The organism is Mesorhizobium sp. 1M-11, assembly GCF_001303895.1.
GTDB lineage: Bacteria > Pseudomonadota > Alphaproteobacteria > Rhizobiales > Rhizobiaceae > Mesorhizobium.
The window spans coordinates 144761-156861 of record NZ_LJSD01000057.1 but is presented as its reverse complement, the minus strand read 5'-3'; the positions used below and the strand labels follow the sequence as shown (position 1 = coordinate 156861).

Sequence of the window (12101 nt, the reverse complement as noted above, 5' to 3'; positions counted from 1 at the left end):
CGCGAGGGCGAGGTGCTGGTTGAGGTGAAGGCGACCGGCATCTGCCACACCGACGAGTTCACGCTGTCGGGCGCCGATCCGGAAGGCATCTTCCCGGCGATCCTCGGCCATGAAGGTGCCGGCGTCGTCGTCGATGTCGGCAAGGGGGTGACCAGCCTGAAGAAGGGCGACCATGTCATCCCGCTCTATACGCCCGAATGCCGCTCGTGCCCGTCATGCCTGTCGCGCAAGACCAACCTGTGCACGGCGATCCGCGCCACCCAGGGCCAGGGCCTGATGCCGGACGGCAGCTCGCGCTTCTCGATCGGTGGGGAAAAGATCTTCCACTATATGGGCTGCTCGACCTTCTCGAATTTCACGGTGCTGCCCGAGATCGCGCTGGCCAAGGTCAACCCGGACGCACCGTTCGACAAGATCTGCTACATCGGCTGCGGCGTCACCACCGGCATCGGCGCCGTCATCAACACCGCCAAGGTGGAGGAGGGCGCGACCGCTGTGGTGTTCGGGCTCGGCGGCATTGGCCTGAACGTCATCCAGGGGCTGAGGCTTGCCGGTGCCGACATGATCATCGGTGTCGATCTCAACAACGACAAGAAGGCCTGGGGCGAGCGCTTCGGCATGACGCATTTCGTCAACCCGAAGGAGGTCGATGGCGACATCGTGCCTTACCTGGTCAACCTGACCAAGCGTGGCGCCGACCAGATCGGCGGTGCCGACTACACCTTCGACTGCACGGGCAACACCAAGGTGATGCGCCAGGCGCTGGAGGCGGCGCATCGCGGCTGGGGCAAGTCGATCGTCATCGGTGTTGCCGGTGCCGGCCAGGAGATCTCGACGCGCCCGTTCCAACTGGTGACGGGCCGTACCTGGATGGGCACGGCGTTCGGCGGCGCGCGCGGCCGCACCGATGTGCCGAAGATCGTCGACTGGTACATGGACGGCAAGATCGAGATCGATCCGATGATCACCCACACGCTGAAGCTCGACGAGATCAACAAGGGCTTCGATCTCATGCATGAGGGCAAGAGCATCCGGTCCGTCGTGCTATATTGAGGCGGTGGCGACTGTAATCCGCGACAGTAAACAGGGGAAAGCAGAGGAGGAAATCATGACCAATTCGGTAACGATACATCCGGCACTCGACGGCGGGATAAAGCCGGGCGATGCTGGCTTCAGCGGCGGCACGCTTGTTTGCGCATGCAGCAGCCGGCCGGTGAAGGTGGCAATCAAGGGGCAGATCGCCCATAACCATGCCTGTGGCTGCACGAAGTGCTGGAAGCCGCAAGGTGCCAGGTTCTCCGTTGTCGCGGTGGCTGCCCATGAGAATGTCACCGTGCTCGAGAACGGTGACAAGTTGGCGGTCGTTGACCCCTCCGCTCTGATCCAAAGACACGCCTGCAAGGAATGCGGCGTGCACATGTATGGTCCGGTCGAGCGCGACCATTCGTTCAAGGGGCTGGATTTCATCCATCCTGAGCGCTTCGAGAAAGGCGGATGGGCCGAACCGGGCTTTGCCGCCTTCGTCTCCTCGATCATCGAGTCGGGCGTCGATCCCTCCGAGATGGATGGCGTGCGCGCCCGCTTGAGAGAACTCGGCCTTGAACCCTATGACTGCTTGTCGCCCGGATTGATGGATTACATCGCCACCTGGACAGCCAGGAAATCCGGAGCTCTTCCGAGCTAGTGTCGGTTTTGCAGGTTGGGCTTAGAGCGTTTCCGCTGTTGACGGAAACGCTCTAACTCTTTGTTTTTACGCAATTCTGGACGGAAAACCGTTACATACTTCTCTTGGAATTGCTTCGCGCCGGGAGCGCGAGCAAAGGCACTCATCGGCACGAGTCCGGTGAGCTTGCCTGGCGCTGCTCGGTTAGGCGATGACAGCTCGGTTCGCCCTGCCGTCAGCGCGCGTCTTGCGTCTGGTTGGATTGTGAAAATTTGGAGCGGGTAGCGGGAATCGAACCCGCGCGTTCAGCTTGGGAAGCTGACAGGCTACCATTACATCATACCCGCGCGTCGCCTCGTTAGCATGGCCGCAGCGCTTACGGCAATGACAAAGCCGCAACTTGAAGCGCGCGCCTCGAACGCGTATCTCAGCGGAGGAACTTCGAAGGAGAAGAGCCTTGTCCGCATTGACCCGCTTTCTCGGCGACAGCCCGCTCAAGGTGTTTTTGAAGCTGCTGGTGGTGTCGTTTCTCGTCGGCATCGTCATGAGCGCGTTCGGCTGGTCGCCGTTCGACGTGCTCTATGGCATCCGCAACTTCTTCGTCGATCTGTGGAACCTCGGCTTCCGTGCCGTCGATCGTTTCGTCGGCTACATCCTGCTCGGCGCGGCCATCGTCATTCCGGCCTTCATCCTGCTCAGGCTGGCCAGCTACCGCAAATAAGGGCGTTCCCGGCGCCCTGAACGCTAGGCCACGGCGGCAGCCTCCTCGAACAGGATGGCGTGGCGGGCGGCAAGCGTCGGCACGTCCGTCGAATAGCCGCCGCCGATGACGCCACACAGCGGCATGCCGCGCGCCCGGAAATGCTCGATCACCAGCCTGTCGCGGGCGCGGATGCCGGCATCGCTGAGCGAGAGCCGGCCAAGCCGGTCCCCCGCATGCACGTCGACACCAGCATTGTAGAAGACAAGATCCCAGCGTCGCCTGCTTGAAAGCTCCGGCAGGATATCGGCCAGCCGCTCCAGATAGGCGTCGTCCTGCATCCCGTCGGGCAGCCCGATGTCGAGATCGGATGCGATCTTGCGCACCGGATAGTTGCGTTCGCCATGCATGGAAAAGGTGAAGACGCGCGTCTCGTCACGCAGGATATCGGCAGTGCCGTCGCCCTGATGCACGTCGAGGTCCACCACCAGCACATTGGCGACAAGGCCTTCCTCCATGAGCGTCAGCGCGGCAACGGCGACATCGTTGAAGGTGCAGAAGCCTGCGCCTTGCGCGCGCCTGGCATGGTGGCTGCCGCCGGCGGCATTGCAGGCGATGCCGTGTTCGAGCGCCAGCCGTGCCGCCAGCACCGTGCCGGCCGCCGCAAGCTGGGCGCGCAGCGAAACGCGGGGGCCGACCGGAAAACCGATCTCGCGCTCGATCCTGGCCGGAACGGCGCAGCCGATGACCTGATCGACATAAAGAGCGTCATGCGCAAGCTTAAGCCATTGCGGCGCTGCCTGCCTCGGCTGATGCAGCGCCTCCGCCAGCCCGCGCGCGACCAGCGCCTGCATCAGCAGCGGATATTTGCTCATCGGGAAACGGTGGTTGACGGCGAAACCGGCGTCATAGTCGGGATGGTGGGCGATCTGCAGGGGCAAACGGCGGATACCTCGGGCCAGGACGACAATTCGATTGCCCGGGCCGCAATGTCAGTTGCGTGGCAGGGCGAAATTGGGCCACATCTGCCACCCGTTCAAGACATTCCGTGGGAGAGAAAGCTGGATCAGGCGTCGTCAGCGGCTGCGAGCCGGCCGTTCTCCGTCACCAACCGCTCGGTGCTTGCCATCGCGGTGCCGATGACGCTCGCCTATCTCACCACACCGCTGCTCGGCCTGGTCGATACCGCGGTCGTCGGCCAGTTCGGCGATGCGGCGCTGCTGGGCGGGCTTGCCGCGGGAGCGCTGGCGTTCGACGTCGTCTTCACCACCTTCAACTTCCTGCGTTCCGGTACCACCGGGCTGGTCGCCCAGGCCTTCGGCCGTGGCGACGGCGCCGAGGAGCAGGCCGTGTTCTGGCGTGCGGTGCTGATCGCCGTCGTCGCCGGCGTCGTTCTTGCTGCGCTCGCGCCGGTCGTATCCTTGCTTGGCCAGAAGTTCATGGGCGCCGATGCGCGCGTCAGCGAAGCAATGGACACTTACGTCCGCATTCGCCTGCTGGCAGCACCCTTTTCGCTCGTCAACTATGCCATCCTCGGCTACGTGCTCGGGCGCGGCGAGGGCAACCTTGGCCTGTTCCTGCAGATCGTGCTCAACGGCATCAACATCGCACTGTGCATCGTGCTTGGCCTTGAGCTTAACTGGGGCGTGGCGGGCGTTGCCTGGGCAACGCTGATCGGCGAGTTCTGTGCCATGCTGCTGGGGCTGGCGATCGTGCTCAGACGCTTTGCGCGCATCGGGCGCCTGCCCTTGAGCCGCATTCTCGACTGGCCGGCCTACAAACACATGATGTCGCTGAACCGCGACATCATGATCCGCTCCTTCTCGCTGCTGGCCGCCTTTGCCCTGTTCACACGCCAGGGCGCGCAGTTTGGCACCGTCACGCTCGCCGCAAATGCCGTGCTGATGAATTTCTTCCTGATCGCCGGCTATTTCCTCGACGGCTTTGCCACCGCGGCCGAACAACTCGCCGGCCGCGCCATCGGCGCCCGTGCCGAAAGCTCGTTCCGGCGTGCCGTGCGGCTTACTTTGTGGTGGGGCTACGGGCTGGCCGGCACGGCGACCGTGGTGCTGCTGTTCGGCGGGGCGGCGCTCGTCGGTGTCGTCACCACCTCGGATGCGGTGCGCACAATAGCCGACACCTATCTGCCCTGGGCGGCTTTCACGGCAATGAGCGGCGTGCTGGCCTTCCAGATGGATGGCGTCTTCATCGGCGCCACCTGGTCACGCGACATGCGCAACATGATGCTGCTGTCGTTCTGCGTGTTCCTCATGGCTTTGCTGACGCTGACGCCAGCCTTTGGCAATCATGGCCTCTGGGCCTCGCTGCATGTCTTCCTGCTGGTGCGCGGCATCAGTCTCTATTCGATCATGCAGCGGCGGATACGCCAGGCGTTCTAGGGCAATTCCAGGAAAAGTGCGTTGCGGGTTCCGTCCGCAATTTGCGTAAAAACAAAGAGTTAGAGCGTTTCGGCGTTTCCGGGAAAAACGGAAACGCTCTCGACGCTGCGTCCTCGCGCGTAGACCGAATGGCGCTGCCTGCAGCCGACAATTCCCCTTGGCCGACCCGCTGCTGCTGCAATCTCGCGGATCACATGCGTCGGCGGTTCGGTCACGATTTTTCGTATCCTGTCTGACAGGTTGACAGGTATGCTAAAGGCGTGCATTTGTCAGCCATGTCTAAACTGGATGTTCCCCTCGAACCGCTCAGGCAAAGGCGGCTGTCCGAACAGGTGGCCGACCACATCGTGCGCCATATCGTGGAGAACCGCCTGTCGCCGGGCGATTCTTTGCCGAGCGAAGTCGAACTGGCACGCCTTCTGGGGGTGAGCCGGCCGGCCGTTCGTGAGGCGACCAACACGCTTGCCGGACGCGGGCTGATCCAGATCGTCAGCGGCAAGCTGCCCACCGTCCATTCCCTCGCGGAGGGGCCGTTTTCCGTGCTCGTCAACCACGCCCTGGTGACGGGCCAGGTTTCGATGCTGAAGGTGCTTGAGGTCCGCAAGCCGTTGGAAGAGCAGGCGGTCGTGCTTGCCGCACGTCATCGGCGCGATGAAGACATCGAGGCGCTGAAGGCGCTTTTGCCGAAGCTCGAAGCCTCCGTCGGCGACGTCGATGCTTTTTCACGGCACGACATGGCATTTCATCGGGTGATCGCAAACGCCACCGGAAATATCCTGCTCGCATGCATTCTGGCCGGCATCGCGAATGTGTCGCTGGAGTCGAGCCGCACTGGCCTTTGGCAGGCGAAAAACGATGCCGAATGGACGGAGATCGTTGAATTGCATCTCAAGATTGCGGAGGCCGTCATTGCCGGCGACTCCGAAGCCGCCTCCCGGCATATGCGAGCGCATTTTGCGTCCGCACAAGGCCGGCTTGAACGCGATGAGCAGGAGAAAACGACAGAATGACGCAGAAGATCAGCGACGCCGATGCCAGGACTTTCGAGCTCGTTCGCGAGAACCTCTTCACCGCCGTGCTCGGCGACGTGATGGACGCCTTGGGCCTCAGGCATCAGTTCCTTCCGCCCGCGATCAGAATGCAGGTGCCCGGCACGAAGATCGTTGGACGTGCGATGCCGGTGCTCGAAGCAGACTGCGCCAGCGACGAAAGCGCAAACAGCGGTGCTTTTGGCCTGATGTTCGAGGCTCTGGACAGCCTGCAGCCGGGGGAGATCTACATCTGCACGGGATCCTCCCCACGCTACGCGCTTTGGGGCGGTCTGATGAGCACCAAGGCGAAGGCCCTTGGCGGGCTCGGCGCGGTCGTCGATGGATTTCACCGCGACACGCATGAGATCCTGGCGCTCGGCTTTCCCGTTTTTTCGAACGGCTCCTATGCCCAGGACCAGCGCGTTCGCGGACGCGTCATCGATTATCGCTGTCCGATCGAATTTGGAAATGGCTGCCGCGTCGAACCGGGCGATCTCGTCGTCGGTGATATCGACGGCGTCGTCATCGTCCCCCGGAAGCACGAGACAAAGGTGCTGGAAAGTGCGTTGGCCAAGGTGCGAGGCGAGGAAGAGGTGCGCTCGATGATCCTTGCAGGCACATCGACCGTCGAAATCTTCGCCAAGACTGGAATCATGTGAGGTCGGGGCAAAAGAGCGGACGATGACGGAAGGCAAACCAATGACGCAGACCGAATCGACCATGCGCGGCGCGCTGCCGGCGAAAGAAGCAGCAAAGGCCGCGAACATTCGCCGCGCGGTCACGGCAGCAACCGTCGGCACGGTCATCGAATGGTATGACTACGCGCTCTACGGGGCGGCGTCCGGTCTGATCATAAGCAAGCTCTTCTTTCCCGATCTGTCGCCGGTCAACGGGGTGCTCGCCGCCTTCGCGACCTTTGCCGTGGGATATTTCATCCGCCCGCTTGGCGGCCTCGTCATCTCGCATATCGGCGACCGGTTCGGCCGCAAGCCCGCCTTGATCTTGTCGATCTCGCTGATGGGGGCGGCTACCGTCGCCATGGGCTTCCTGCCTGTCCATGCCCAGGTCGGCATTCTGGCGCCGATTCTTCTCATCCTGCTGCGGCTGTTGCAGGGGTTCGGGGCAGGGGCGGAACTCGCCGGCGCGATCACGCTGGTCGCCGAATATGCGCCGGCCGACAAGCGCGCCTTCTACACCGCGATCCCGAACGCTGCCACCGTCGTCGGCATCATGCTGGCGACCCTGGCGTTCCTGGCGATTTCCTATGTGCCGGAAGAGATGCTGCTAGGCTGGCTCTGGCGCGTGCCTTTTCTCGTTTCGGCTCTTCTCTTTGTCGTGGCCCTCTATATCCGCAACCAGTTGGACGAGACGCCCGAATACAAGGCGGCAATGGAAAACGCCGAAACGCGCAGGCACGAACAGAAGGTGCCGGTCGGCGCCCTCTTGCGTGGCAGCCCCCGGGAGGTGGTGTTCGGGTTTCTCACGGTCACCGGCCACAACGCGAATGCCTATATTCTGAGCGCGTTTGCCCTCAGCTACATGACGAACACGCTCGGCATGTCGCGGACGTCGAGCCTGACCGCCACGGTGGTCGCCACCGTCTGCGGCATCGTCGGCGCGCCGCTGCTCGGCATGCTTGCCGACCGGATCGGCAGCGCGAAAGTCTATATGCTCGGTGCCGGGTTCGTGCTTGTCTTCGCCTTCCCGCTGTTTTGGGCGCTCGACACGCGCAATATCGTCCTGGCAGCGATCGCCATGGGCCTTTGCTATGGAATAGGATTCGGTGGCATGGCGGGCGCGCAGGGAGCCTTCCTCGCCAACCTCTTCCCGACCCGCTACCGCTTCTCGGGAATAGCCGTCACACGCGAGCTCAACGGCGTCCTCGTCGCCGGACCCACGCCGCTCATCGCCTCGGCGCTTGTCCAGTATGGTGATGGCCGTCCCACCTATGTGGCCCTCTACCTGATGTTGTGTTGCGCGCTGACGATCGTCTCGGTGCTTGCAGTCCGGCACCTTTCAGCGCACGACTAAGAGCAATTCCAGGAAAAGTGCGTAGCGGTTTTCCGTCCGGAATTGCGTAAAAACAAAAGGTTGGTTTCTGCGTGTCCGTCTTTCTTGGAAACGGTTCCGGATTGCAGGGCGGGCCTGCCCGTTCAAGCCGGTATCAGGAAAAGTACGGCCGCAGATTGCTGCGAACCCGGTCCAGCACTGTAGCGCCGGAAAGATCGGGGACGAAGGCCTTCCCGGTGATGACTTCGTAGGCCTGTTTATAGACCTCCGACGTCTGTTGAATGAGTTCCGCGGGGATTTCCGGAATGGCGTCCTTGTATGGATCGCAACGCTCCGCCACCCAGGCGCGAATGAAATCCTTGTCGAAGCTGCGCGGTCGCTCGCCGGTTTCGAAACTCTTCCCGTAGCTTTCCGCGATCCAGTAGCGGCTGCTGTCGGGGGTATGGATCTCATCGGCCAGGACGATCTTTCCTTCCCTGTCCGTGCCGAACTCATATTTGGTGTCGACCAGGATCAGACCGCGCTCCGCGGCACGGGCCTGGCCGCGCGCGAAAAGCGCCAGGGCGTAGTCCGAGACGGTTTTCCACTGCGCTTCCGTCAGGAGGCCTCGTTCGAGGATCTCCGTGCGGGACAGCGGCTCGTCGTGGCCCCCGTCGAAGGCCTTGCTGGTCGGCGTGATGATCGTCTGCGGAAGCTTCTCGTTGTCGCGAAGGCCATCGGGCAGGCGAACGCCATACATGTCGCGTTCGCCGTTTCGGTATTTCGTCAGGACCGACGTGCTGGTGGTTCCGGCAAGATAGCCGCGGACGACGATTTCGACGGGCAGGATGTCGAGCCGGGTGCCGATGACGACATTGGGGTCGGGATAATCCAGCACGTGGTTCGGGCAGATATCCGCGGTTTCCTCGAACCAGTAACGGGCCGTCTGGGTCAGGACCTGGCCTTTGAACGGGATCGAAGCCAGGACGATATCGAAGGCGCTGAGACGGTCGGTCGCGATGATGATACGGCGGCCATCCGGCAGATCGTAATTCTCGCGGACCTTGCCTTTGTAATAGTTGGGAAGCTCGGGGATGAAGGCATCCGAGAGTGTTGGTGAAGCGCTCATCTTGGGCTCCTAGATCGGCTTGGCCAGCCACTCGGCCAGTCTGCTGTCGCGCAGGTCGCGGATGGATTTCAGGCCGTCCTTCTCCACCGTGCGCAGCATGCCGGTGACGATGCGCCCCGGCAGCGCCGGGCCAGCATAGATCATGCCGGTGTAGAGCTGGACGAGGTCGGCGCCGGCGCGGATCTTTTCCAGCGCGGTTTCGGTGGAGTCGACGCCGCCGACGCCGATGATGGCGCGGTCCGGGCCGAGCAGCTTGCGCATCCGGGCCAGCACCGCCGTCGAGCGTTCGAACAGCGGCTTGCCGGAAAGCCCACCCGTTTCGCCGGCATGGGCAGCGCTCTTCAGCGTCGGGCGCGTTATCGTCGTGTTGGAGACGATGACACCGTCCACCGCTTTTTCGGTGACCTCCGCAGCGATGTCCTCGAGCTCGGCCTCGACCAGATCGGGCGCGATCTTCAGGAACATTGGCGGCTGGCTTGCCGCCTTGGCCCGCGCCGCCATGACACGCGACAGCAGTTCCCCCAATTGCTCGCGCGCCTGCATGTTGCGCAGGCCGGGCGTGTTGGGCGAGGAGATATTGACGGTGAGATAGGAAGCCAGCGCCGCGAAGCGTGTGACGCCCTTTTCATAGTCGCCGCTACGGTCGGCGCTGTCCTTGTTGGCGCCGATGTTCACGCCGACGATGCCACCGCGCCCTCTACGGGCCAGCAGGCGCTTTTCGGCCGCGTCATGGCCTTCATTGTTGAAACCCAGCCGGTTGATCACTGCCTCGTCGCGGGTCAGGCGGAAGATGCGCGGCTTCGGGTTGCCCGCCTGCGCCAGCGGCGTCACCGTGCCGACCTCGGCAAAGCCGAAGCCGAGGCCAAGCAGCGCGTCCGGCACCTCGGCGTTCTTGTCGTAACCCGCGGCCATGCCGAGCGGGTTCGGGAAATCCAGGCCGCACAAGCTGACCTTGAGGCGTGCGTCGCGCGGCGGGCGCGAAGCCACCGGCATGCCGCAGCGCAGGGCGGTGATGGAAAGTCCGTGCGCTGTCTCGGGATCGAAGCTGAACAGGACCTGCTGGCCGATGCGGTCGATCAGGCTCATTCGGCCTCCAACAGCGGAAACACATGGTTGCCGTCGGCGTCGAGCGGCAGCGGCTTCACCCAGGCCACGGCATCGAGCGTGAATTCGGCATAGAGGTGCGGGAACAGATCGCCGCCGCGCGAAACCTCGTATTTCAGCGCCGGCCCGAGCTTCGCCTCGTCGAGCGCCACCAGCACCAGGTCGTCCAGTCCGGCGAAATAGCGGGCCGCCGTTTCCTTGACCTGGGCGCCTGTCGAGAAGTGGATGTACCCGTCGGCAAGGTCGATAGGGGCGCCGGTGAAACGGCCGGCGGCTTCGGCTTCCTGCCACAGCGACTGCGGCGCGATCTTGTAGATAAATCGTGACATGGCAGCGCTATAGTCCGATTGTGGCGGCCGGGAAAGAGCGCGATCCGCGCTCTCCCCATTTCTGGCATAAAGCGCGACCACACTGCGCGAAACGGCTGAAGGAGAACACCATGCGTATCGAAAGGCTCATCGTTCCAGCCGCATTGGCCGGGTTTCTCGCGGCTCCCGCGCTCGCCGAAGACGCCAATCGCTTCAAGCTGGAAAAGACCAACGAAGGTTACGTGCGCATGGATACGCAGACCGGCGCGATGTCGATCTGCAATGAGCGCGACGGCCAACTGGTGTGCCGTGTCGCCGCCGACGAGCGCAGTGCTTTCCAGGACGAAGTGGACCGGCTGCAGGGCACGATCAAGACGCTGGACGAGCGTGTCACCAAGCTCGAGAACTCGCTGGCGGCGCGGCTGGAATCCAAACTGCCGTCCGAAGAGGAGTTCAACAAGACGATGGGTTACATGGAGCGTTTCGTGCGCGGCTTCATGGGCATCGTCAAGGACATGGAAAAGGACACCGATCCGACCAAGCCGGGACTGCAGAAGACCTGAATGGGTTGGATTGCCAGCCGGTTTTCCCTGGCTGGACGGCTAGCTTGGTCCTTCGACTTACCTGCTTCGGGCTGGTCCCTGTCGTTTCTTCAGCGTTCCGGAATGGATCCCCGACACTCTCCAGTCGCTTCGCTCCCTAGGAGGTCGAGGATGACGGGAGGATGGATGTTTCGGCCAATCTCCAACGCTGGCGATGACACCGGTGTTGGAGATGACACCAACGTTCGCAGATGACGCAAGGCGCAGGAACTTCGTCATCCTCGACCTCGTGAGCGACCGGAGGGAGCGGAGAGTGTCGGGGATCCATTCCGGAACGTCGATGATAATGTCGCAATTGGCCATGCTTCGTTTCCTGCTGCTTGCGGGACTGCCTGTTGGAAAATACCCGCCACGATCTTTGCCGCTTGAAAACGCCGGCCGTGACCGCATAATCCAGTCCGCTTGATCCTGCGGGAGAAGACAGGGATCGGGGAGGACCATTTGCCGGCAGGCTACAGCTTCGTCATCGCTGACGATCACCCCTTGTTTCGTGGTGCCCTCAAGGCAGCGCTTGCCGGCGTCGGCGACGTTGGCGCTATCCATGAGGCCGGCGACTTCGAAAGCGTCAAGGCGCTGGTTACCGTCAATGAGGATATCGATCTCCTGCTGCTCGACCTGTCGATGCCCGGCGCCAGCGGTCTCTCTGGCCTGGTTGCCTTGCGCGGCATCCACCCGTCGGTGCCGATGGTCGTAGTCTCGGCGCATGACGATCCCGTCACCATCCGCCGCGCGCTGGAACTTGGCGCTTCGGGTTTCATCTCGAAATCGGCCAGCATGGAAGAGATCCGCGACGCGGTGAAGTCCGTCCTCGCCGGAGATATCGCCGCCCCCGCGGGCATCGATCTCGGCGTCGAACGCGACCCGGAAATCTCCGACCTCATCAAGCGCCTGCAGACGCTGACCCCGCAGCAGACGCGGGTGCTCGGCATGCTGGGCGAAGGGCTGCTCAACAAGCAGATCGCTTACGAACTCAACGTCTCGGAAGCCACGATCAAGGCACATGTCTCCGCGATCCTGCAGAAGCTCGATGTCGACAGCCGCACGCAGGCGGTGATCCAGCTGTCCAAGATCGGCACCGACCCGCTCCAGGGTGGCAGTTAGGTTCTTGGGCATTCCGCAATGATCGAGTGCCTGCTGGGTTCTGCGCTATAGCCCCCTCTCCGTCTCGGCTTCGCC

Annotated in this window: 13 protein-coding genes and 1 tRNA gene; 9 read left to right on the top strand and 5 right to left on the bottom strand. The window is 62.9% G+C overall.

Annotated elements, in window-relative coordinates; genetic code table 11:
* The coding region (locus AO692_RS25730; protein ID WP_054312907.1) for an S-(hydroxymethyl)glutathione dehydrogenase/class III alcohol dehydrogenase at nucleotides 1-1053 on the top strand (1053 nt) is incomplete at its 5' end.
* Between the two features lie 55 nt (nucleotides 1054-1108).
* Nucleotides 1109-1684 carry an S-(hydroxymethyl)glutathione synthase gene (gfa, locus tag AO692_RS25725; RefSeq protein WP_054312906.1) on the top strand — a complete coding sequence of 192 codons (576 nt, stop codon included), beginning with the start codon at nucleotides 1109-1111 and terminating at the stop codon, nucleotides 1682-1684.
* A gap of 252 nt (nucleotides 1685-1936) precedes the next feature.
* Here gfa and AO692_RS25720 read toward each other — a convergent pair.
* A tRNA-Gly gene (locus AO692_RS25720) sits at nucleotides 1937-2010 on the bottom strand.
* 110 nt (nucleotides 2011-2120) lie between these two features.
* On the opposite strand from AO692_RS25720, the gene AO692_RS25715 reads away from it, so the two are divergent.
* Complete coding sequence (locus AO692_RS25715; protein WP_054312905.1) at nucleotides 2121-2384, top strand: DUF6460 domain-containing protein; 264 nt, start codon at nucleotides 2121-2123, stop codon at nucleotides 2382-2384.
* Between the two features lie 23 nt (nucleotides 2385-2407).
* On the opposite strand, the gene AO692_RS25710 is transcribed toward AO692_RS25715, so the two are convergent.
* Nucleotides 2408-3304, bottom strand: a complete 897-nt coding sequence (locus tag AO692_RS25710; RefSeq protein ID WP_054312904.1) for a histone deacetylase — start codon at nucleotides 3302-3304, stop codon at nucleotides 2408-2410.
* A 120-nt stretch (nucleotides 3305-3424) separates the two neighbouring features.
* Between AO692_RS25710 and AO692_RS25705 the strand changes: the two genes are divergently transcribed.
* From AO692_RS25705 to AO692_RS25690, 4 genes are all read left to right on the top strand, one after another.
* Nucleotides 3425-4762, top strand: coding sequence for an MATE family efflux transporter (locus tag AO692_RS25705; protein ID WP_054312924.1), 1338 nt, complete (start codon nucleotides 3425-3427; stop codon nucleotides 4760-4762).
* Between the two features lie 275 nt (nucleotides 4763-5037).
* Nucleotides 5038-5772, top strand: a complete 735-nt coding sequence (locus tag AO692_RS25700; protein ID WP_082407559.1) for a FadR/GntR family transcriptional regulator — start codon at nucleotides 5038-5040, stop codon at nucleotides 5770-5772.
* The gene (locus tag AO692_RS25695) at nucleotides 5769-6452 is read left to right on the top strand and encodes an RraA family protein (RefSeq protein WP_054312902.1); all 684 of its coding nucleotides are present in this window, start codon (nucleotides 5769-5771) and stop codon (nucleotides 6450-6452) included. Before AO692_RS25700 ends, AO692_RS25695 begins: the two co-directional genes overlap by 4 nt.
* A 40-nt stretch (nucleotides 6453-6492) precedes the next feature.
* Nucleotides 6493-7824: an MFS transporter gene (locus AO692_RS25690; RefSeq protein ID WP_082407558.1), complete on the top strand. Its 1332-nt coding sequence runs from the start codon at nucleotides 6493-6495 to the stop codon at nucleotides 7822-7824.
* Between the two features lie 133 nt (nucleotides 7825-7957).
* On the opposite strand, the gene AO692_RS25685 is transcribed toward AO692_RS25690, so the two are convergent.
* From AO692_RS25685 to AO692_RS25675, 3 genes are read right to left on the bottom strand one after another with little or no spacing between them, the layout of a single operon-like run.
* On the bottom strand, nucleotides 7958-8911 hold the full coding sequence (locus AO692_RS25685; RefSeq protein WP_054312901.1) for a phosphoribosylaminoimidazolesuccinocarboxamide synthase: 954 nt from the start codon (nucleotides 8909-8911) through the stop codon (nucleotides 7958-7960).
* Nucleotides 8912-8920: 9 nt separating this feature from the next.
* Nucleotides 8921-9997: a quinone-dependent dihydroorotate dehydrogenase gene (locus tag AO692_RS25680; RefSeq protein ID WP_054312900.1), complete on the bottom strand. Its 1077-nt coding sequence runs from the start codon at nucleotides 9995-9997 to the stop codon at nucleotides 8921-8923.
* On the bottom strand, nucleotides 9994-10344 hold the full coding sequence (locus AO692_RS25675; protein WP_054312899.1) for a DUF952 domain-containing protein: 351 nt from the start codon (nucleotides 10342-10344) through the stop codon (nucleotides 9994-9996). Before AO692_RS25675 ends, AO692_RS25680 begins: the two co-directional genes overlap by 4 nt.
* Before the next feature lie 110 nt (nucleotides 10345-10454).
* On the opposite strand from AO692_RS25675, the gene AO692_RS25670 reads away from it, so the two are divergent.
* Both AO692_RS25670 and AO692_RS25660 read left to right on the top strand, forming a co-directional pair.
* The gene (locus AO692_RS25670) at nucleotides 10455-10886 is read left to right on the top strand and encodes a hypothetical protein (RefSeq protein WP_054312898.1); all 432 of its coding nucleotides are present in this window, start codon (nucleotides 10455-10457) and stop codon (nucleotides 10884-10886) included.
* A gap of 480 nt (nucleotides 10887-11366) precedes the next feature.
* The gene (locus tag AO692_RS25660; RefSeq protein WP_054312922.1) at nucleotides 11367-12026 is read left to right on the top strand and encodes a response regulator transcription factor; all 660 of its coding nucleotides are present in this window, start codon (nucleotides 11367-11369) and stop codon (nucleotides 12024-12026) included.
* The last annotated feature ends 75 nt before the right edge of the window (nucleotides 12027-12101 follow it).

Excerpts from the sequence above, each read along its gene's own strand:
- AO692_RS25670 (WP_054312898.1), top strand. The coding sequence starts at position 10,455 with ATGCGTATCGAAAGGCTCATCGTTCCAGCCGCATTGGCCGGGTTTCTC.
- AO692_RS25690 (WP_082407558.1), top strand. The coding sequence starts at position 6,493 with ATGACGCAGACCGAATCGACCATGCGCGGCGCGCTGCCGGCGAAAGAA.
- AO692_RS25695 (WP_054312902.1), top strand. The coding sequence starts at position 5,769 with ATGACGCAGAAGATCAGCGACGCCGATGCCAGGACTTTCGAGCTCGTT.
- AO692_RS25700 (WP_082407559.1), top strand. The coding sequence starts at position 5,038 with ATGTCTAAACTGGATGTTCCCCTCGAACCGCTCAGGCAAAGGCGGCTG.
- AO692_RS25680 (WP_054312900.1), bottom strand. The coding sequence starts at position 9,997 with ATGAGCCTGATCGACCGCATCGGCCAGCAGGTCCTGTTCAGCTTCGAT.
- gfa (WP_054312906.1), top strand. The coding sequence starts at position 1,109 with ATGACCAATTCGGTAACGATACATCCGGCACTCGACGGCGGGATAAAG.
- AO692_RS25685 (WP_054312901.1), bottom strand. The coding sequence starts at position 8,911 with ATGAGCGCTTCACCAACACTCTCGGATGCCTTCATCCCCGAGCTTCCC.
- AO692_RS25675 (WP_054312899.1), bottom strand. The coding sequence starts at position 10,344 with ATGTCACGATTTATCTACAAGATCGCGCCGCAGTCGCTGTGGCAGGAA.